Source organism: Pantoea sp. GL120224-02 (genome assembly GCF_900215395.1).
In the GTDB taxonomy this organism is placed as follows: Bacteria; Pseudomonadota; Gammaproteobacteria; order Enterobacterales; family Enterobacteriaceae; genus Pantoea; species Pantoea communis.
In genome coordinates this window covers 67,765-85,401 of record NZ_OBEC01000002.1, presented here as the reverse complement: position 1 = coordinate 85,401, position 17,637 = coordinate 67,765, and the positions used below count along the sequence as shown (strand labels likewise).

General features: G+C 54.8%; 17 protein-coding genes and 1 riboswitch. Of the genes, 11 read left to right on the top strand and 6 right to left on the bottom strand.

Annotated elements, in window-relative coordinates; genetic code table 11:
- Positions 1-101: 101 nt before the first annotated feature.
- Complete coding sequence (locus CRO33_RS05250) at positions 102-818, bottom strand: ABC transporter ATP-binding protein (RefSeq protein WP_034821129.1); 717 nt, start codon at positions 816-818, stop codon at positions 102-104.
- Positions 819-1,726: 908 nt separating this feature from the next.
- Between CRO33_RS05250 and uvrB the strand changes: the two genes are divergently transcribed.
- Entirely contained in the window at positions 1,727-3,748 is a 2,022-nt protein-coding gene (gene uvrB / locus CRO33_RS05240) for an excinuclease ABC subunit UvrB (RefSeq protein WP_034821123.1), read from the top strand.
- Between the two features lie 169 nt (positions 3,749-3,917).
- Here the strand turns inward: uvrB and CRO33_RS05235 are convergent, their stop codons facing one another.
- On the bottom strand, positions 3,918-4,817 hold the full coding sequence (locus tag CRO33_RS05235) for a gluconeogenesis factor YvcK family protein (protein WP_034821119.1): 900 nt from the start codon (positions 4,815-4,817) through the stop codon (positions 3,918-3,920).
- Positions 4,818-5,011: 194 nt separating this feature from the next.
- A riboswitch (molybdenum cofactor riboswitch) is annotated at positions 5,012-5,146 on the top strand.
- Here CRO33_RS05235 and moaA point away from each other — a divergent pair.
- The 7 genes from moaA to CRO33_RS05200 all read left to right on the top strand — a co-directional run bounded on the left by moaA (position 5,135) and on the right by CRO33_RS05200 (position 9,777).
- Positions 5,135-6,121 (top strand): GTP 3',8-cyclase MoaA, encoded by a 987-nt coding sequence (gene moaA / locus CRO33_RS05230; RefSeq protein ID WP_097117587.1) that lies wholly within the window; start codon positions 5,135-5,137, stop codon positions 6,119-6,121. It overlaps the preceding riboswitch by 12 nt.
- A gap of 17 nt (positions 6,122-6,138) precedes the next feature.
- Positions 6,139-6,654: a molybdenum cofactor biosynthesis protein B gene (gene moaB, locus CRO33_RS05225; RefSeq protein WP_034821116.1), complete on the top strand. Its 516-nt coding sequence runs from the start codon at positions 6,139-6,141 to the stop codon at positions 6,652-6,654.
- A gap of 2 nt (positions 6,655-6,656) precedes the next feature.
- Positions 6,657-7,142, top strand: coding sequence for a cyclic pyranopterin monophosphate synthase MoaC (gene moaC / locus CRO33_RS05220; protein WP_097117386.1), 486 nt, complete (start codon positions 6,657-6,659; stop codon positions 7,140-7,142).
- Positions 7,135-7,380: a molybdopterin synthase sulfur carrier subunit gene (gene moaD / locus CRO33_RS05215; RefSeq protein WP_097117384.1), complete on the top strand. Its 246-nt coding sequence runs from the start codon at positions 7,135-7,137 to the stop codon at positions 7,378-7,380. Before moaC ends, moaD begins: the two co-directional genes overlap by 8 nt.
- A 2-nt stretch (positions 7,381-7,382) precedes the next feature.
- Positions 7,383-7,835 (top strand): molybdopterin synthase catalytic subunit MoaE, encoded by a 453-nt coding sequence (gene moaE / locus CRO33_RS05210; RefSeq protein WP_097117382.1) that lies wholly within the window; start codon positions 7,383-7,385, stop codon positions 7,833-7,835.
- An 82-nt stretch (positions 7,836-7,917) separates the two neighbouring features.
- On the top strand, positions 7,918-9,012 hold the full coding sequence (locus CRO33_RS05205; protein ID WP_097117379.1) for a DUF1615 domain-containing protein: 1,095 nt from the start codon (positions 7,918-7,920) through the stop codon (positions 9,010-9,012).
- Between the two features lie 57 nt (positions 9,013-9,069).
- The gene (locus tag CRO33_RS05200; RefSeq protein ID WP_034821101.1) at positions 9,070-9,777 is read left to right on the top strand and encodes a Bax inhibitor-1/YccA family protein; all 708 of its coding nucleotides are present in this window, start codon (positions 9,070-9,072) and stop codon (positions 9,775-9,777) included.
- Positions 9,778-9,948: 171 nt separating this feature from the next.
- Here the strand turns inward: CRO33_RS05200 and CRO33_RS05195 are convergent, their stop codons facing one another.
- From CRO33_RS05195 to CRO33_RS05185, 3 genes are read right to left on the bottom strand one after another with little or no spacing between them, the layout of a single operon-like run.
- Positions 9,949-10,923: a lysylphosphatidylglycerol synthase domain-containing protein gene (locus CRO33_RS05195; RefSeq protein ID WP_058961604.1), complete on the bottom strand. Its 975-nt coding sequence runs from the start codon at positions 10,921-10,923 to the stop codon at positions 9,949-9,951.
- Positions 10,923-12,167: a cardiolipin synthase ClsB gene (gene clsB / locus CRO33_RS05190; RefSeq protein WP_097117378.1), complete on the bottom strand. Its 1,245-nt coding sequence runs from the start codon at positions 12,165-12,167 to the stop codon at positions 10,923-10,925. Before clsB ends, CRO33_RS05195 begins: the two co-directional genes overlap by 1 nt.
- The gene (locus CRO33_RS05185; protein ID WP_058961602.1) at positions 12,164-12,925 is read right to left on the bottom strand and encodes an endonuclease/exonuclease/phosphatase family protein; all 762 of its coding nucleotides are present in this window, start codon (positions 12,923-12,925) and stop codon (positions 12,164-12,166) included. The genes clsB and CRO33_RS05185 overlap by 4 nt, the downstream gene beginning before the upstream one ends.
- A 176-nt stretch (positions 12,926-13,101) precedes the next feature.
- Between CRO33_RS05185 and CRO33_RS05180 the strand changes: the two genes are divergently transcribed.
- The 3 genes from CRO33_RS05180 to dusC all read left to right on the top strand — a co-directional run bounded on the left by CRO33_RS05180 (position 13,102) and on the right by dusC (position 16,161).
- Complete coding sequence (locus tag CRO33_RS05180; protein ID WP_034821088.1) at positions 13,102-13,494, top strand: YbhQ family protein; 393 nt, start codon at positions 13,102-13,104, stop codon at positions 13,492-13,494.
- Between the two features lie 299 nt (positions 13,495-13,793).
- Positions 13,794-15,200: an ATP-dependent RNA helicase RhlE gene (gene rhlE / locus CRO33_RS05175; RefSeq protein ID WP_097117376.1), complete on the top strand. Its 1,407-nt coding sequence runs from the start codon at positions 13,794-13,796 to the stop codon at positions 15,198-15,200.
- A gap of 4 nt (positions 15,201-15,204) precedes the next feature.
- Entirely contained in the window at positions 15,205-16,161 is a 957-nt protein-coding gene (dusC, locus tag CRO33_RS05170; RefSeq protein WP_097117374.1) for a tRNA dihydrouridine(16) synthase DusC, read from the top strand.
- Positions 16,162-16,168: 7 nt separating this feature from the next.
- On the opposite strand, the gene CRO33_RS05165 is transcribed toward dusC, so the two are convergent.
- On the bottom strand, positions 16,169-17,347 hold the full coding sequence (locus CRO33_RS05165; RefSeq protein WP_097117372.1) for a glycosyltransferase family 4 protein: 1,179 nt from the start codon (positions 17,345-17,347) through the stop codon (positions 16,169-16,171).
- Positions 17,348-17,637: the final 290 nt, after the last annotated feature.

Genomic DNA, 17,637 nt, shown 5'->3' with positions numbered 1-17,637 from the left:
CCTGACATCATTTCGTCCGTAGGGCCGCCATAGACCAGCACCTTCAATGTCAGAATGTGATGCAACATTTTGGCTGCAGTTCATCGATGGCGACCACATCATCATGTCGCTGTCAGCCACTTATTCACCGTCACATCATCCAGCAAAGCGACTTTACCCTGCGCCACATTGCGACCACGGTGAAGCAGCAGGAAATAGTCTGCCACGCGGCGGATGAAGGAGACATGCTGCTCCAGCAGTAAAATGGTCAGGCCGTAATCGCGATTAAGACGGCGTATCAGGTTGCCCATCTCCTCTTCCAGCCACGGCGACATTCCTTCGGTCGGCTCATCCAGAATCAGCAGTTTAGGTTGCAGCACCAATGCTCGCGCCAGTGCCAGCTGCTGCTGTTGATCCATCGGCAATTCCCCACTGCGCTGATGACGCAAGGAATAGAGTGCCGGGAACAGGTCAAACACCATTTCAGGAATGGCACGGCTGCGATCGTCCTGAGCGGCCATCAGCGCGATCATTAAATTATCTTCCACGCTCATCTGCGAAAAGATATGGCGACCTTGCGGCACATAGCCAATTCCCATGCGCGCACGCTGTTCGGCGGGCTGCAGCAACAAATTCTCGGGTGGCGAGCCATCTTCCTGCCAGATCATTGAGCCACTGTTAATGGGCAAGCGACCCATAATGCAGTTCACCAGCGTGGTTTTGCCCATGCCTGGACTGCCCAGCACACCCGTACAGGTGCCGGGCGGCAGATCGAGATCCACATCCCACAGGATATGGTTGTGACCGTAAAACTGATTCACCGAACGTAAACTCAGCATCTGACATACTCCTTCCAGATTATTTGCCTGAATGCTTCCGCTCTGTGTCGTCTGGCATACAGTCGTGCACGATTAAGGTGGACACTGCTGTTGATGGCCTGCAAGGCAAGCCGTATGGACTCGTCACTCCATCGTTAAACTACTGCAATTACCAGGCCAGGTTAATGGAACGGGATATTCTGAGTCAGAATCCAGCGAAAGCGGGCTTAAAAGGTGAGAAATACTTAATAATCCCGCTGAGTAATAACCTGACTGCACTTTGACGGTGCTGAATGCTTAACGTTTCTGGTGCATCTGTTCATTGATAAGGCAATCACTGAAGAAATAAGTGGTCTTAAGGCACGGTATTTACGAGAACAATGGTGCTTGACTTGCCAAAAGGATAGTTAAAGCGGTTTAAGGCAGGCGGAAAAAAAACGAAAAAAAAAATATTTCGCACGCCAGGATAAGAGCGGGGAAAATTATACACAGCTGATGGGCTCGGGGCTGGATTCAGTTATCCACTATTCCTGTGGATAACCTTGTGCATTAGCGACTGAAAACCGCGTGAAAGCGAGGAAATACGCGGCCTGCATACATTATGCTGCGAAACTGGACTTTGAACTCATTACCAATAAAATCAGCAGGTTAATTAAAAGCAAGCCTGAGATTTTTCTGCCTTGTCATCGGACTGCAATTTAATGACGCTCTCTTGACAAATGTTAAAAGCGTCACGGCTCTGGGGATAACCTTGCGCAACAAGCTTTTGCCTTTTGCCGCTTAAATTGCACTGAAGCGAGACAGCTGCTTTCCCCGTTATCGTGCAAGATATCTGTAAATATATCCAGTATTTTTTTCTGGCAAATTCGTCATAGCAGAGTAGAATTATCAGCCTGCTCGCTGACATCTTCTGCAGGAACCGCAAAACCATGAGTAAAGCCTTCAAACTCAACTCTGATTTCAAACCTTCAGGCGACCAGCCCGAGGCCATTCGTCGTCTTGAAGAGGGGCTGGAGGATGGTCTCGCACATCAAACCCTACTGGGGGTAACCGGATCGGGTAAAACCTTTACCATCGCCAACGTGATTGCCGATCTCAATCGCCCGACGATGGTGATGGCACCAAACAAAACGCTGGCGGCGCAGTTATACGGTGAGATGAAAGAGTTCTTCCCGGATAACGCCGTGGAGTTTTTTGTCTCTTATTACGATTACTACCAGCCTGAAGCCTATGTGCCGAGTTCTGACACCTTCATTGAGAAGGATGCGGCGGTGAACGAGCACATTGAACAGATGCGTCTCTCAGCCACCAAAGCGATGCTGGAGCGCCGTGATGTGATTGTGGTGGCCTCGGTCTCGGCGATTTACGGCCTGGGCGATCCCGATCTCTATCTGAAAATGATGCTGCACCTTACGCGCGGCATGATTATCGACCAGCGCAGCATTCTGCGCCGTCTGGCGGAACTGCAGTATACCCGCAACGATCAGGTGTTCCAGCGTGGCACCTTCCGCGTGCGTGGCGAAGTGATCGACATCTTTCCGGCTGAATCCGACGACATCGGCTTGCGTGTCGAACTGTTTGACGAAGAAGTTGAGCGTCTGTCGCTGTTCGATCCGTTGACCGGGCAGATTGAGTCCGTGATCCCGCGTTTCACTATCTATCCGAAAACGCACTACGTGACGCCACGCGAACGTATTCTGCAGGCGATGGAAGAGATCAAAGTCGAGCTGGTGGATCGTCGCAAGGTGCTGCTGGAGAACAATAAACTGCTGGAAGAGCAGCGCATCAGCCAGCGTACCCAGTTCGATCTCGAAATGATGAACGAACTCGGCTACTGCTCTGGCATTGAAAACTACTCGCGCTATCTCTCGGGTCGCGGTCCGGGCGAGCCACCGCCGACCTTATTTGACTACCTGCCCGCCGATGGATTGCTGGTGGTGGACGAATCGCACGTTACCATCCCCCAGATTGGCGGCATGTATCGCGGCGACCGCGCACGTAAAGAGACGCTGGTAGAATATGGCTTCCGCTTGCCTTCGGCGCTGGATAACCGTCCGATGCGTTTTGAAGAGTTTGAAGCGCTGGCACCGCAAACCATCTATGTTTCGGCCACGCCAGGTAACTATGAGCTGGAAAAATCCGGTGACGAAGTGATTGATCAGGTGGTACGTCCCACCGGGCTACTGGATCCGATTCTGGAAGTGCGTCCGGTCGCCACTCAGGTGGATGACTTACTATCAGAAATTCGCAAACGCGTGGCGATCAATGAACGTGTGCTGGTCACTACGCTGACCAAACGCATGGCGGAAGATCTTACCGAATATCTGGTGGAGCACGGCGAGAAGGTGCGCTATCTGCACTCCGATATCGATACGGTTGAACGTATGGAGATCATTCGTGATTTGCGTCTCGGTGAGTTCGATGTGCTGGTGGGCATCAACTTACTGCGCGAAGGTCTCGACATGCCGGAAGTGTCGCTGGTGGCGATCCTCGATGCGGATAAAGAGGGCTTCCTGCGTTCCGAACGCTCACTGATTCAGACTATTGGCCGTGCGGCGCGTAACATCAACGGTAAGGCGATTCTGTACGCTGATAAGATCACCCCTTCGATGGAACGCGCGATGGGCGAAACCGAACGTCGTCGAGAGAAGCAGCAGCGTTACAACGAAGAGAATGGCATTGTGCCGCAGGGCCTCAACAAGAAAATCACCGATATTCTTGAGCTGGGCAAAAACGTGGTGAAAACGCGCGGTAAGGGCAAAACCGCCTCACGTGTGGCGGCAGAAGAAGAGGCCAATTATCTGGCGCTGACGCCACAAGCCATGCAGAAGAAAATTCACGAGCTGGAAGTGCAGATGCAGCAGCACGCGCAGAATCTGGAGTTCGAAGAGGCCGCCAGTGTGCGCGACCAGTTGCACCAGCTGCGCGAGTTGTTTATCGCCGCCTCCTGACGGTGCAGAAAGACGTATCATTCGGATCGACTGAGCACATACGTGTTAACTATGTGCCCGGTCTGATCTGCTACCCATGTGCCAGGTCGTACCTGAATTGCGACCCTACGTAAGATCCTTAAAATTCGCCCTCGTAGGGTGCGCATTTATGCGTACTGCCTGCGCGAGGTTAAACTGCCTGAATCGCGTGTTCTAGCGCAATTCGCAGCAGCTGGCGATCGTGACGATACTTGATATCGGCGGCCTCCAGCGGTTCGCGTACAATCAGGCGATCTTCCACGCCGCTGACGTCCGCTGACGGGCTGACCACCACGGCATCTATCACTCGCCTGCCGATGGCTTTTTCCATCATCGCCAGTTTATCCGCCACCGTCAGGCTGGCGGCCGGGCTTAACTCACGTCCAAGATTGCCAATAAACACCATGGTGGCGGGCGTACGGCGCAGCGCGCGTGCCATCTCCTCCATCAGCAGAATTGGCATCAGGCTGGTGTAAAAACTGCCTGGGCCAATCAGGATCAAATCCGCTTCCGCAATCGCATCCAGTGCTTCTTTAGTGGGAGTGACATTGGGATGCAGCATCAACTCTTGCGGCGGTAGCTTCATTTCATCAATTGCCGTTTCGCCATACACCATATTGCCTTCGCAATCCTGCGCCACCAGGTCTACCGGTTGCTCCGACATCGGAATCAAGAAGGCATCGACTTTGAGCAGATTGCGAATGATGTTGATGGCTTCCAGCGGCCGCACGCTAAGGTGATCGAGCGCTTTGAGCATCAGATTACCGAGGTTGTGACCGGCCAGTTCGCCGTTACCGGCAAAACGGTATTCAAACATTGCCGAGGCTACGCTCGGTTCCATGATCAACTGGTTCAGGCAATTACGCATATCTCCCCAGGCAATACCGCCTTCCGAACGACGAATGCGTCCGGTGGATCCGCCGTTATCGGTGGTGGTCACGATGCCGGTCAGGCGTGAGCCCAGCGGTGCCAGCGCCGACATCACACGACCCAGGCCGTGCCCGCCGCCCAGTGCTACCACGCGATCCAAATCTGCCAGGGTACGATTCATGCTGTTCCTTTTAACGGACAACTGCAGGTTGTCATGCAGTTGAAGTGATGTGTATCAATATCTGTCGCGCATTTTACCGTATCCTGCGGCGAAAATGCGGTGAAAAAACGTTATGTATCAATATATATAGCGAAATTCACTGATGGATGCGAGAGAGAAATCGCGCTACCATTCGAATTAACCGTGTTGTCCATAATGACAACAGACTCCCAAGCCTTGCATGCCTAAGTCATAACGATATGGATGCCTGGCCGCAGCATCGCTGCCAGGGTGCAGAAAGAAATGACTGCATCTCCCGTATTTGGAAAGGTGTTCAGGTGCCACAATTTACAGATGCCTATGCGCGCAGCTTCTACTATCTGCGCCTGTCGGTCACGGATGTCTGCAACTTCCGTTGTACCTACTGTTTACCCGATGGTTATAAACCGAACGGTAATCACAACAAAAGTTTCCTCTCGCTGGACGAGATTCGCCGCGTGACGCGTGCCTTTGCGGCCGCGGGCACGGAAAAAGTGCGTCTCACCGGCGGCGAACCCTCTATGCGCCGCGACTTCACCGATATCATCGCAGCAGTGCGTGAAAACGCCGCCATTCGCCAGATCGCCATGACCACCAACGGTTACCGAATGGCGCGAGACGTGCGCGCGTGGCGTGATGCCGGGCTCACTCACATTAACGTTAGTGTCGATAGCCTTGATGCGCGCCAGTTTCACGCCATCACCGGCCAGGACAAATTCGCGGAAGTGATGGCCGGAATTGATGCCGCGTTTGACGCCGGGTTCGAGAAGGTCAAAGTCAACAGCGTGCTGATGCGCGATCTCAACAGCCACAGCCTGGCGACCTTCCTCGACTGGATCCGCATCCGTCCAATTCAGCTGCGCTTTATCGAACTGATGGAAACCGGCGAGGGCGGTGATCTGTTCCGTCGTCATCACATCTCGGGTGAGGTGATTCGCGATCAGCTGATCATGCAGGGTTGGCAGCTTCAGCCGCGTGGACGCAGTGACGGTCCGGCGCAGGTGTTCCGCCATCCTGACTATCAGGGCGAAGTCGGTTTGATCATGCCCTACGAAAAAGATTTCTGCGCCAGTTGCAACCGTCTGCGCGTGTCAGCCATGGGCAATCTTCATCTGTGCCTGTTCGGCGACGGCGGCGTCTCGCTGCGCGATTTACTGGCATCCGATGATCAGCAGGGCGAGCTACAGGCCCGCATCGCCCACAGTCTCGGGCAGAAAAAGCAGACGCATTTCCTGCATCAGGGCAACACCGGCATCACACAAAACCTCTCATTCATTGGCGGCTAAACACAGGAGTTACAGCCATGGGTAAACCTACCGGCGAGTTTGTCGCCTTGAATGTGGCGGTGATGACCGTCTCGGACAGCCGTGATGCCAGCAATGATAGCTCGGGCGACTACTTGCGTGAGGCACTGACAGAAGCCGGGCATCAGGTGGTGGATCGCGCGATTGTGCCTGACAACCGTTACCGTATTCGCGCCACCGTGTCGCGCTGGATTGCCAGTGATGATGTGCAGGTGGTGATCGTCAATGGCGGCACCGGATTTAACAGCAAAAACAGTACGCCGGAAGCGCTGCTGCCGCTGTTCGACCGTGAAATTGACGGCTTTGGCGAACTGTTCCGGATGATCTCATACGAAGAGATTGGCAGTTCCACGCTGCAATCACGCGCGGTGGCCGGGCTGGCGAACCAGACGCTGATTTTCGCCGTGCCGGGATCAACCAATGCCTGCCGTAGCGGTTGGGAACGCATTATTGAAGAACAGTTGGATGCGCGCACGCGTCCCTGTAATTTTGTCTCTCATTTGAAGAAGTTGTAAGCATGTCATCATTAACTCATATCAATGCCGCTGGTGAAGCCCATATGGTGGATGTCTCCGGCAAAACTGAAACGGTGCGTGAAGCCCAGGCTGAAGCACTGGTGCTGATGAGCGCGGAAACGCTGCAGATGATCATCGACGGCAGCCATCATAAAGGCGATGTGTTCGCCACGGCACGCATCGCCGGTATCCAGGCCGCGAAACGCACCTGGGAGTTGATCCCGCTGTGCCATCCGCTGATGTTGAGCAAGGTGGAAGTGACGCTGGTGGCCGAGCCTGAGCACAACCGCGTGCGCGTCACCTCTCGTTGCCGTCTGACCGGAAAAACCGGCGTGGAAATGGAAGCGCTGACCGCCGCATCGGTGGCCGCGCTGACCATTTACGACATGTGCAAAGCGGTGCAGAAAGATATCGTGATCGATCAGTTGCGTTTGCTCAGCAAAAGCGGCGGCAAATCCGGCGATTTTCAGGCGGTGGCACATGATTAAGGTGCTGTTTTTTGCCCAGGTGCGTGAATTGACCGGCATCAGCGCGTTAGAGCTGAAACCGGAATATCAGGATGTAGCAACCTTGCGTGCAGCGCTGGCGGAGAGGAACGATCGCTGGGCGCTGGCGCTGGAGTCCGGCAAATTGCTGGCAGCGGTCAATCAGACGCTGGTGCCGATGAGCCATCCGCTGCGTGCGGGTGATGAAGTGGCGTTCTTCCCGCCGGTCACCGGAGGATGAGCATGGCCACTCGTATTCGCGTTGGCGTTGAGCCTTTTGATGTCGGCGAGGAGTATCGCCAACTCGCCGCGCATGACAGTGATGGCGCGGTGGCCACCTTTACCGGCAAAGTGCGCAATCACAATCTCGGTGACAGCGTGGCCGCTTTAACCCTGGAACACTATCCGGGTATGACGGAAAAAGCGCTGGCGGAAATAGTCGAAGAGGCGCGTCAGCGCTGGGCGTTGCAGCAGGTGACGGTGATCCATCGCGTGGGCGAACTGTTCCCTGGTGATGAAATTGTGTTTGTTGGCGTCAGCAGCGCCCATCGCAGTAGCGCATTTGCTGCTACCGAGTTCATCATGGATTACCTGAAAACCCGTGCGCCGTTCTGGAAGCGTGAAGCCACCGAACAGGGCGATCGTTGGGTCGATGCGCGCGACAGCGACCATCAAGCCGCCGAACGCTGGAAGTAGCGCGTAAAACCGACCTGCTCTGATAGCCGTAGCGAGTTGAAAACGTTAAGGTACGGGTTTTGCTGGCCTGTCAGGGAACAAGATGAATACCACTAAAATGCTCAAAGGCGCGGCGCTGCTCACCGCGCTGGTACTGGCCGGATGTAGTACCAAAAAAGAACCGCAGGCCCCCGCGCGGCAACCTGCCGACGTCAAATCTCAGATTCAAAAGTTACTGCCGAGCGATGTCAGCCAAAAAAGCGCCTGGGCGGACGACATCTACACCGCGTTTCGCGTCCAGCAGATCGATCCCAGCGCCAGTAACGTCTGTGCGGTGATCGCGGTCACCGATCAGGAGTCCAATTTCAGTGCCGATGCGCCTGTGCCCGGTTTACCCAAAATCGCCTGGGGTGAAATTGACCGCCGCGCCGCCAAAGTCCACGTTCCGGCGTTCCTGGTGCGCACCGCCTTACTGATTAAATCGCCCACCGGCCAAAGCTACGCCGCGCGACTGGATAAAGTGCGCAGTGAGAAAGAGCTGAGCGCAATTTTCGATGATTTCATCGATATGGTGCCGATGGGGCAGAAGCTGTTTGGCAATCTCAATCCGATTCACACCGGCGGCCCGATGCAGGTCAGCATTGAATTTGCCGAAGCGCATGCCAAAGGTTATCCGTATTCGATTGATGGCTCGATTCGCCGTGAAGTCTTCACGCGTCGCGGCGGCATCTACTTTGGCACAATGCATCTGCTCGGCTATCCGGCGGATTACAGCCAGATGCTGTACCGTTTTGCCGATTTCAATGCCGGTTGGTATGCCAGCCGCAACGCCGCTTTTCAGGCAGCCGTAGCGCGCGCCAGCGGCATTAAACTGGCGCTGGATGGTGACTTAATTATGTACGGCAGCGAGCAAGCGGGTTCCACCGAATTAGCGGTGCGCACGCTGAGCAAGCAACTGGATATGAGCAATCGGGAAATCCGTCGCGACCTGGAGAAGGGCGATACGGAAAGCTTCAGCAGCAGCACGCTCTGGAAGCAGACGTTTATTCTGGCTGATAAAATGGCCGGTAAACGCCTGCCGCGCGAGATGCTGCCGGGCATTAAACTGGAGAGCCCGAAAATCACCCGCAATCTGACCACCGCCTGGTTTGCCCAGCGCGTAAATGGCCGATATCAGCAGTGCTTGACGCGCCGTTGACGCAATGCGGTGTAGACTCCACACTTAGAGCGTTTGTCTAACTTAAAGAGGTGCATCATGGACCGATATCCACGTAATGATTCAATCGTGCAGCAGGCGTCAACCGGGCTGCAGACATATATGGCGCAGGTCTATGGCTGGATGACCTGCGGCTTGCTGCTGACCGCGTTTGTCTCCTGGTTTGCAGCGCGCACGCCGGCGGTGATGGAGCTGGTGTTTGCAAATCGCATCACCTTCTTCGGGCTGATCATTGTGCAGCTGGCGGTAGTCTTTGTGCTGTCGGGCATGGTGCATCGTCTGAGCAGTACCTTAGCCACCGGGCTGTTTATGCTCTATTCAGCGCTAACGGGCCTGACGCTGGCGAGTATTTTCCTCGTCTACACCTATTCCTCTATCGCCAGCACCTTCTTCGTGACGGCGGGCATGTTCGGTGCCATGAGCTTCTACGGTTACACCACCAAGCGCGATCTCAGCCGCTTTGGCAGCCTGCTGTTTATGGCATTGATTGGTATCGTACTGGCGTCACTGGTGAACTTCTGGCTGAAAAGCCCGGCGCTGATGTGGGCGATCACCTATATCGGCGTAGTGGTGTTTGTCGGTCTGACCGCTTATGACACCCAGAAACTGAAATCGATTGGCGAGACCATCAACGTCAATGACAAAGAGAATCTGCGTCGCTACTCAATCATGGGGGCATTGACGCTGTATCTCGACTTCATCAACCTGTTCCTGATGCTGCTGCGTATTTTCGGCAACCGTCGTTAACTCTGCAGCACCGCTTCTGGCTGGTATCAATGCGCCCCCTGCAACATCCGAACAGGATGCTTTTAGGGGGCGCAATTCAAGACAGGCAACATGCATCAATGTAAATCTGCACAGAATTTTGTCGGGTGCGCTATTGATGGCGCCCACCGCGCGCGAGTGATTTCTCCCCGATTATCCCGCGTCTGATTTGGCCATCTTCTGTTCATTCTTCTGCCGCAGATGTTTAGCGCGACTCTCCAGCATCAGATACAACACCAGCGCCAGCAGCAGCGGCAAAATAAAGTACAGCACGCGATAGGCCAGCAGGGCGGCAATGATGGTGCCGTGCGAAACATGCTCGCCAGCCAGCAGCGCCAGAAATACCGCTTCCAGCACCCCGATGCCCGCAGGAATATGAATGATCACCCCTGCAATACTGCTGATCAGCAGCACCCCCAGTACTTGCGGATAATCCACCTGACGCGCCAGCAGCAGCCAGATAATGGTGCCCATCACCAGCCAGTTTGCACTTGAAACGGCAAACTGAATTAGCGCCATCCGCAGCGACGGCAGCTGTAGATGTTGCCCCTTTATCGTCCAGCGACGTTTTTTCGCAAAGGCACAGGCCCACAAATAAATCGCCACCAGCACTAACAGCACGGCACCTATAATGCGCAAGGTGTTTTCGCCAATAAACCAGCGCGGCGGAATCGGCACCATGCCGGCGACAAACACCACGCCCGCCAGCAGGAGATAGCCCAGCCAGTTGGTGGCGATGCTCATGGAAAAGATGCGTGTAATGGTGCCACCGGGCAGGCCGAGGCGGGAATAGAGGCGATAGCGCATCGCCACGCCGCCGACCCAGGTGCTGAGCGTCAGGTTAAAGGCGTAGCAGATAAACGACACCAGCATCACCTGACGCTTCGCCAGTTTGTGTCCACAGTAGGCGCGACCGATTAAGTCATACACGCCATAGGTGAGATAGCTGACCACCACCAGCGCCGCTGCGCCCAGCACCACATAGCGGTTGTAGCCGACGATCACCTGATACACGTCCTGCCAGTTCACTTTGCGCGCGTAGATCACCAGCAGTACGATCACCGCAATAAAGAACAGCCAGGTGAGGATTTTCTTTGTCCATTGCCAGCGAGAATGTTTTTTGCTCATCAGTGTTTCGCTCCTTCGTTGCCGGTTTCGACCCGATCCTGGGTTTCCATTTCCGGTTGCACGGGGGGATCAACCTGCGCCAGTAAAGGCGTATGCGCGGGCAACCAACCGGCAATGGCCGGGAAGTGACGCAGGAAATGGAACACAATCACGCTTTTAGTGAGATGCCACCAGGTGCGCGGCGGCAATTTGTCATCCTGCACACGCACACAATCGTGCTGAAGCAAGGCTTTCAGATTGTCACGCAGCGTCTGATTGAAAGTGCGATCGTGCACGATGAGATTGGCTTCCAGATTGAGCGATAAGCTCAACGGATCAAGATTGCTGGAGCCCACGGTGGCCCAGTGCTGATCCTGCACCGCAATTTTGCCGTGCAGTGGACGGCGGCAATATTCATAAACCTCAACCCCGGCATCCACCAGATAGTTATAGAGCATCTCGGCGCCCACTTTAACAATCGGCATATCCGGTTCACCCTGCACGATCAGCCGTACACGCACGCCACGCTGTGCGGCACTGCGCATTTCACGTAACAGGCGATAGCCAGGGAAGAAATAGGCATTAGCGATGATGACGTCCTGTTTGGCCTTGCGCAGCATATCGAGATAGTGCTGCTCAATGTCGTCGCGATGGTCGTCATTGTCGCGGTAAACAAACAACACCTGCGCCTCACCGGGCATCGCATTAACCGCCAGCCGCTGTGAACGTCCTCCCCACCAGCGTCGCGTGGCCTGCTTGCTACCGATGGCCTGCTGTACATAGCGAGCAATATCCAGCACTACCGGCCCCGTCACCTCGACCGCATAATCCTGCTTCGCCTCCGGGCCGTAATCGGTATTGTGCTCTGCAGAGAAGTTGATGCCGCCCACAAAGGCGAGGGCATCATCGACCACCACGATTTTACGATGCAGACGACGGAACACGTTGGTGCGCATGCCCAGCACCAGCGGGCGCGGATCGTAATAGAGAAAACGCACCCCGGCTTCCGTAAGCGTGTTCACAAAGGCGTCGGAGAGATCGTGTGAACCATAGCCATCCACCATCACTTCGACTTTCACGCCACGCTGCGCTGCTGCAAGCAGATCGCTATGCAGCGCGTTGCCGACGTCGTCTTCAAACAGAATAAACGTCTCCAGCAGCAGCGAACGCTCGGCACGCTGAATGGCTGCTGAAACGCAGGGGAAGAACTGCTCGCCGTTCTCCAGCAACCGCAACTGATTGCCCTCACGCCAGCTGAAATTCATAGGAAGATCTCCACGGCCAGGGGGGCGTGATCGGAAAGGTGTGACCAGGGTTTGACCGGCAGCGCCCAGGGCTGGCTCACGGTGGCGTTGCGGATATAAATACGATCCAGTCGCAGTAGCGGAAAACGTGCCGGGAAGGTACGTGCCGGGCGGCCGTTTTTCATGCTAAACACTTCCTGCAATCCCGCGCTGCGCTTCAGGAAGCGATTGGCGTGCACTTGCCAGTCGTTGAAATCTCCCGCCACCACCAGCGGCGCATCATGCGGCAGGGCATTGATGCGATCGCTCATCATCTTCATCTGCGCCTGGCGATGCTGTGCTTTAAGCCCTAAATGCACACAGATGACATGCAGCGGATCGGGGCGATCCGGCAGGCGAATCTGGCAGTGCAACATGCCGCGCTTTTCGCTTCCCGCCACAGAAATATCGAGATTTTCATATTCAATAATGGGGAAACGTGACAATATCGCGTTCCCGTGATGTCCCTCGGGATAAACTGCGTTACGGCCATAGGCAAAATCATGCCACATGGTATCGGCCAGATACTCGTAATGAGAGTTTTCCGGCCAGTTCTCAATGTGCAGTGAATGGATAGCGTGGGTGCCCATCACCTCTTGCAGGAAGACAATATCCGCCGAGGTGGCGCGGACTGCGTCACGCAATTCCGGCAGGATAAAGCGACGGTTAAAGCTGGTGAACCCCTTGTGGGTATTGATCGTCAGGACTTTAAATGAAAATCCTTGCGTGTTTTGTGGCATACTTCGACGCGCTCCTTTTCATCATCAACAGCACAAAGTGTAGTCTTTGTCACAAATGGATGGTGATGGACGCAGAAAATTAGGGCGTTATCCGAAATTTGCTTTACATTGAGGAAATCCGTCTGGCCGCAGCCAGATACACTTGGGCGACGTGTTGGGTCTGCCAGGAGAAGAGAATGAAATGGTCTAATCGTGTTCAGATCGTTACCGGTCAAACCTGTTTGCATATTGCGATGCACCTGTTGGTGATCGCCGCGCTGGTTTGGGGCTGGAAGCACAAGGCGCTGGTTGAAGTGAGCAGTACCCTGGTAGCAGCTTATGCGGTGGTGTTTATCGCCATGCTGGCTCTGCAGCGTAGTGCCCGTTTGCGTCGCATGGGTGACGCGCTGGAAGAAGTCACAACAACGTACTACTTCGGCGCAGCGATGCTGACGCTGTTCCTGATCTCCCGTTTCATCCACAACAACCTGTTGATCGGTTGCCTGGGCGTGGTGATGTTGGTGGGTCCGGCGCTGGTATCCTTGCTGGCTAAAGAACCCGCGCATCGCGTGGAGAAAAAGCGCAGCTAAGCGAAAGCTCAGTTGCGAACCGAAAGGAGCCCCATGCGGCTCCTTTTGTTATGAGCAGCGCAATAACGGTCACAGAGAGCAACGGCGCAACTCGTGCCACGACGGGAAGACTACCAGCATCATGTTACAGCGCCGTGACTATTGTCAGTCGCGGTGGCAGCGGAAACCTGCTAAACTCCCGCCCTTACGCATGGTAGTTTGTGCCCTTTTCACACGTGAGCCCACCAGGCTTGCGTCATATACCCCCTGAAAACTACATCGCTGACGGCGAACAGGGCGGTTCGGAGTAATACACCTGCATGTCATTTGACTCTCTCGGCTTAAGTGCCGATATTTTGCGTGCGGTAGCGGAACAAGGCTACCAGGAACCGACGCCGATTCAGCGTCAGGCTATTCCCGTGGTGCTGGCAGGTCGTGACCTGTTGGCAAGCGCCCAAACCGGTACCGGTAAAACCGCCGGTTTCACGCTGCCACTGTTGCAGCGTCTCACTGCGAATCCCTCTAACGCGCGCGGCCGTCGTCCGGTGCGTGCGTTGATCCTCACCCCAACCCGTGAACTGGCGGCGCAGGTGGGCGAGAACGTTCGTGAATACAGTCAGTATCTTAATATCCGCTCACTGGTGGTCTTCGGTGGCGTGAGCATCAACCCGCAGATGATGAAACTGCGCGGGGGTGTGGATGTGCTGGTGGCGACGCCAGGCCGTCTGCTGGATCTGGCGCATCAAAATGCGGTCGATCTGTCACAGGTTGAAATTCTGGTGCTGGATGAAGCGGATCGCATGCTCGATATGGGCTTCATCCACGACATTCGCCGTGTACTGGCGCGTCTGCCGGCAAAACGTCAGAACCTGCTGTTCTCTGCCACCTTCTCTGATGAGATCAAAACCCTGGCGGAAAAACTGCTGACCAACCCAGAGCAGGTTGAAGTGGCGCGTCGTAACACCGCCTCTGAGCAAGTTTCACAGCAAGTACACTTCGTTGATAAGAAGCGTAAGCGGGAACTGCTGTCGCTGATGATTGGTCGCGACAACTGGCAGCAAGTGCTGGTGTTCACCCGTACCAAACACGGCGCCAACCATCTGGCTGAACAGCTGAACAAAGATGGCATCACCGCAGCGGCAATCCACGGTAACAAAAGCCAGGGCGCGCGTACCCGCGCGTTAGCTGACTTCAAATCCGGTGGCATTCGTGTGCTGGTGGCAACGGATATCGCCGCGCGTGGTCTGGATATCGAAGAATTACCACACGTGGTGAACTACGAGCTGCCAAACGTGGCGGAAGATTACGTCCACCGTATTGGTCGTACCGGCCGTGCTGCGGCAACCGGCGCTGCGCTGTCACTGGTGTGTGTCGATGAACACAAACTGCTGCGTGATATCGAACGCCTGCTGAAGCGTGAAATTCCGCGCATTGAGCTGGAAGGTTTCGAAGTGGACCCTAGCATCAAAGCGGAACCGATCCAGAACGGTCGCCAGCAGCAGGGTCGCGGCCAGGGCCGTGGTCAGGGTGGCCAGGGACGTGGGCAGGGCGGTAACGTCTCTCGTCCGCACAGTGGCAACGGTCAGCGTCCACAGGGTGGCAATGGTGCACGTCCACAGGGCGAAGCGCGTCCTGCACGTCGTCAGGGCAGCAGTGCCGCTCAAAACGCGCCAGCCGCCAACAGCGGTCGTCGTCGTCCGGCAGCAAAAAAGAGCGGGAACATCTAACGCGATGAGGGTATTACTGGCGCCGATGGAGGGCGTGCTGGATTCGCTGGTACGCGAACTGCTCTCCGGGGTAAATGATTATGATCTGTGCGTTACTGAGTTTTTACGCGTGGTCGATCAGCTGCTGCCAGTAAAATCCTTCTACCGTTTGTGTCCCGAGCTGCACAACAGCAGCCGAACGGCTTCCGGTACGCGCGTGCGTATGCAGCTACTCGGGCAATATCCTGAGTGGCTGGCAGAAAACGCCGCGCGTGCGGTAGAACTCGGCTCCTGGGGCGTCGATCTCAACTGCGGCTGTCCATCAAAACTGGTGAACGGCAGCGGCGGCGGCGCCACCTTACTCAAGGATCCTGAGCTGATTTATCGCGGCGCGAAAGCGATGCGCGAAGCCGTGCCCGATCATCTTCCCGTCACGGTGAAAGTGCGTCTGGGATGGGATTCGGGAGAGCGCCGCTTTGAAATTGCCGACGCGGTGCAGCAGGCCGGGGCCAGCGAACTGGTGGTGCACGGCCGCACCAAAGAAGATGGCTACCGCGCTGAGAGCATCAACTGGCAGGCGATTGGTGAAATTCGCCAGCGTCTGTCGATTCCGGTGATCGCCAACGGTGAGATCTGGAGCTGGCAGGATGCGCAAGACTGTCTGCGCATCACCGGTTGCGATGCGGTAATGCTGGGGCGCGGTGCGCTCAACATCCCGAACCTCGGTCGTGTGGTGAAATACAACGAAGCGCCGATGCCGTGGCCGGATGTGGTCGAACTGCTGCTGAAGTACACGCAGCTTGAGAAGCAGGGCGATACCGGCATGTATCACGTTGCACGTATCAAACAGTGGCTCGGTTATCTGCGTAAAGCCTATAACGAAGCCGATGGGCTGTTCAGTGAGATCCGCACTCTGCGCGCATCTGCTGAGATTGCCACCGCAATTGAACGCCACGCCCTTCAGTTAACCGCACCGGTTTAACCCTTCCTCATTTAAACGCCGTTGTGTAGTGCATCTGCTTGCTGGCTGAATAGAAGTGGGCAAGTTGCTCGCTGAATTTCCCCGGATCGTGCTGCTCAGCAATTCGCTTCAGTGATTGCGCAGAGTATTGCGTGATCACGCCCGGATTACGCAAAATATCAATGATATGCGCCTTAAGCTGCTGCACGATTTGCTGGCGTATTTGCAGTTTGCTCTCCTCAGAATCCACCACATACTCATATTCGTCATTGACCGGCTGCTGGATAAGCCATCCCGCACCGGGTGGATTGATCTCTGGCAAAGCGCGGATGTTGGTGGTGATCACTGGACAGCCACTGCCTTGCATCTCCAGCACCGAGAAGCCGTAAGTATCCTGCCAGCTGGGCAGCAATCCCACGTGAGAATGCTGCAGCAAGGTCAACACCTGATTGTTGGGCAGAGAGGTAAAATGCTGAATATGGGGCGAGGTTTTGACTAAGTGCTCAATACGTGTGTAAAACGCCTCATCATCCTGAAATTGCCGATGCGCGATATTATGCCGCTGCGTGATGTCACCGATCAGCGTGACCTGAATCTGGCTGCGGTTAAATACATCCTCTTCAGATAACTGGGAGAGGGCCAGTACCACTTCCGCGCCGCCTTTGCGATAGAACTCATTGCCGATAAAGATGAAACGTATTTCTCCGGGCGAGACGAGGCGCGGTTCAGCGCACAGCAGCGGTTGCGGCGGATGCAGGACGTGTAGCTTGTGTCTGACGGCGGCTTTGATCGCGGGAAACGCATCGAGCAGCTTGCATTGGATGTCGAGGGTCGCTTGCGAGATGGCAATCAACGCCAGGCATTCCGCTTTCGCTATTAATTGCAGCTGCGACTTTAATTCTGGATTGTCGTATTTCGCTACACCAGGCACCGGTAGCACGCGTGGGATCTCGGTTTCAAAAGTGGCGATCCAGTTCCTTTTGGTGTCGGCCACTTCATTGAAAAGGTGAATGACATCCGCATCCTGTGGCAGTAAGCCGGGAATCGGGAGAAAAATAAATTGTTTATTTTTATGTAAGATTTTTGCTTTGACGGCATTTAAATAGAAATAGATATTCTTTTTTCGGCAATTAATATATTTGTTATGAGGGTTAGTGATAATATTTCTTTTTTCAGGATATCCGCTTCCACTGGTGATAATCTTCATGGTTTCTCCTGGTCGTTAAGAAACAGAATTAACAAAGGTTTGAAATTTGCTTGAGTCGGTGCGCTGGGCCAGCATTGCCATTACATTAGTTACGCACCAAAAGTAATGATTAATGTTTGATTTAACCATCTGTAAGCTAAAGCAAGCAAGGGCGGATCTATGTCTTAATGTGAATGATTGGAGGAGTTCTTCTCAGCATACGCGCGACCTGAACAGATTAATAAAGGGTTTTGTTACTATTTTTAGAGGATTTTATGGATTAATTTTTTTACTAAAAGGTTTCTTTTCGG

Excerpts from the sequence above, each read along its gene's own strand:
- CRO33_RS05250 (WP_034821129.1), bottom strand. The coding sequence starts at position 818 with ATGCTGAGTTTACGTTCGGTGAATCAGTTTTACGGTCACAACCATATC.
- uvrB (WP_034821123.1), top strand. The coding sequence starts at position 1,727 with ATGAGTAAAGCCTTCAAACTCAACTCTGATTTCAAACCTTCAGGCGAC.
- CRO33_RS05235 (WP_034821119.1), bottom strand. The coding sequence starts at position 4,817 with ATGAATCGTACCCTGGCAGATTTGGATCGCGTGGTAGCACTGGGCGGC.
- moaB (WP_034821116.1), top strand. The coding sequence starts at position 6,139 with ATGGGTAAACCTACCGGCGAGTTTGTCGCCTTGAATGTGGCGGTGATG.
- moaC (WP_097117386.1), top strand. The coding sequence starts at position 6,657 with ATGTCATCATTAACTCATATCAATGCCGCTGGTGAAGCCCATATGGTG.
- moaD (WP_097117384.1), top strand. The coding sequence starts at position 7,135 with ATGATTAAGGTGCTGTTTTTTGCCCAGGTGCGTGAATTGACCGGCATC.
- moaE (WP_097117382.1), top strand. The coding sequence starts at position 7,383 with ATGGCCACTCGTATTCGCGTTGGCGTTGAGCCTTTTGATGTCGGCGAG.
- CRO33_RS05205 (WP_097117379.1), top strand. The coding sequence starts at position 7,918 with ATGAATACCACTAAAATGCTCAAAGGCGCGGCGCTGCTCACCGCGCTG.
- CRO33_RS05200 (WP_034821101.1), top strand. The coding sequence starts at position 9,070 with ATGGACCGATATCCACGTAATGATTCAATCGTGCAGCAGGCGTCAACC.
- CRO33_RS05195 (WP_058961604.1), bottom strand. The coding sequence starts at position 10,923 with ATGAGCAAAAAACATTCTCGCTGGCAATGGACAAAGAAAATCCTCACC.
- clsB (WP_097117378.1), bottom strand. The coding sequence starts at position 12,167 with ATGAATTTCAGCTGGCGTGAGGGCAATCAGTTGCGGTTGCTGGAGAAC.
- CRO33_RS05185 (WP_058961602.1), bottom strand. The coding sequence starts at position 12,925 with ATGCCACAAAACACGCAAGGATTTTCATTTAAAGTCCTGACGATCAAT.
- CRO33_RS05180 (WP_034821088.1), top strand. The coding sequence starts at position 13,102 with ATGAAATGGTCTAATCGTGTTCAGATCGTTACCGGTCAAACCTGTTTG.
- rhlE (WP_097117376.1), top strand. The coding sequence starts at position 13,794 with ATGTCATTTGACTCTCTCGGCTTAAGTGCCGATATTTTGCGTGCGGTA.
- dusC (WP_097117374.1), top strand. The coding sequence starts at position 15,205 with ATGAGGGTATTACTGGCGCCGATGGAGGGCGTGCTGGATTCGCTGGTA.
- CRO33_RS05165 (WP_097117372.1), bottom strand. The coding sequence starts at position 17,347 with ATGAAGATTATCACCAGTGGAAGCGGATATCCTGAAAAAAGAAATATT.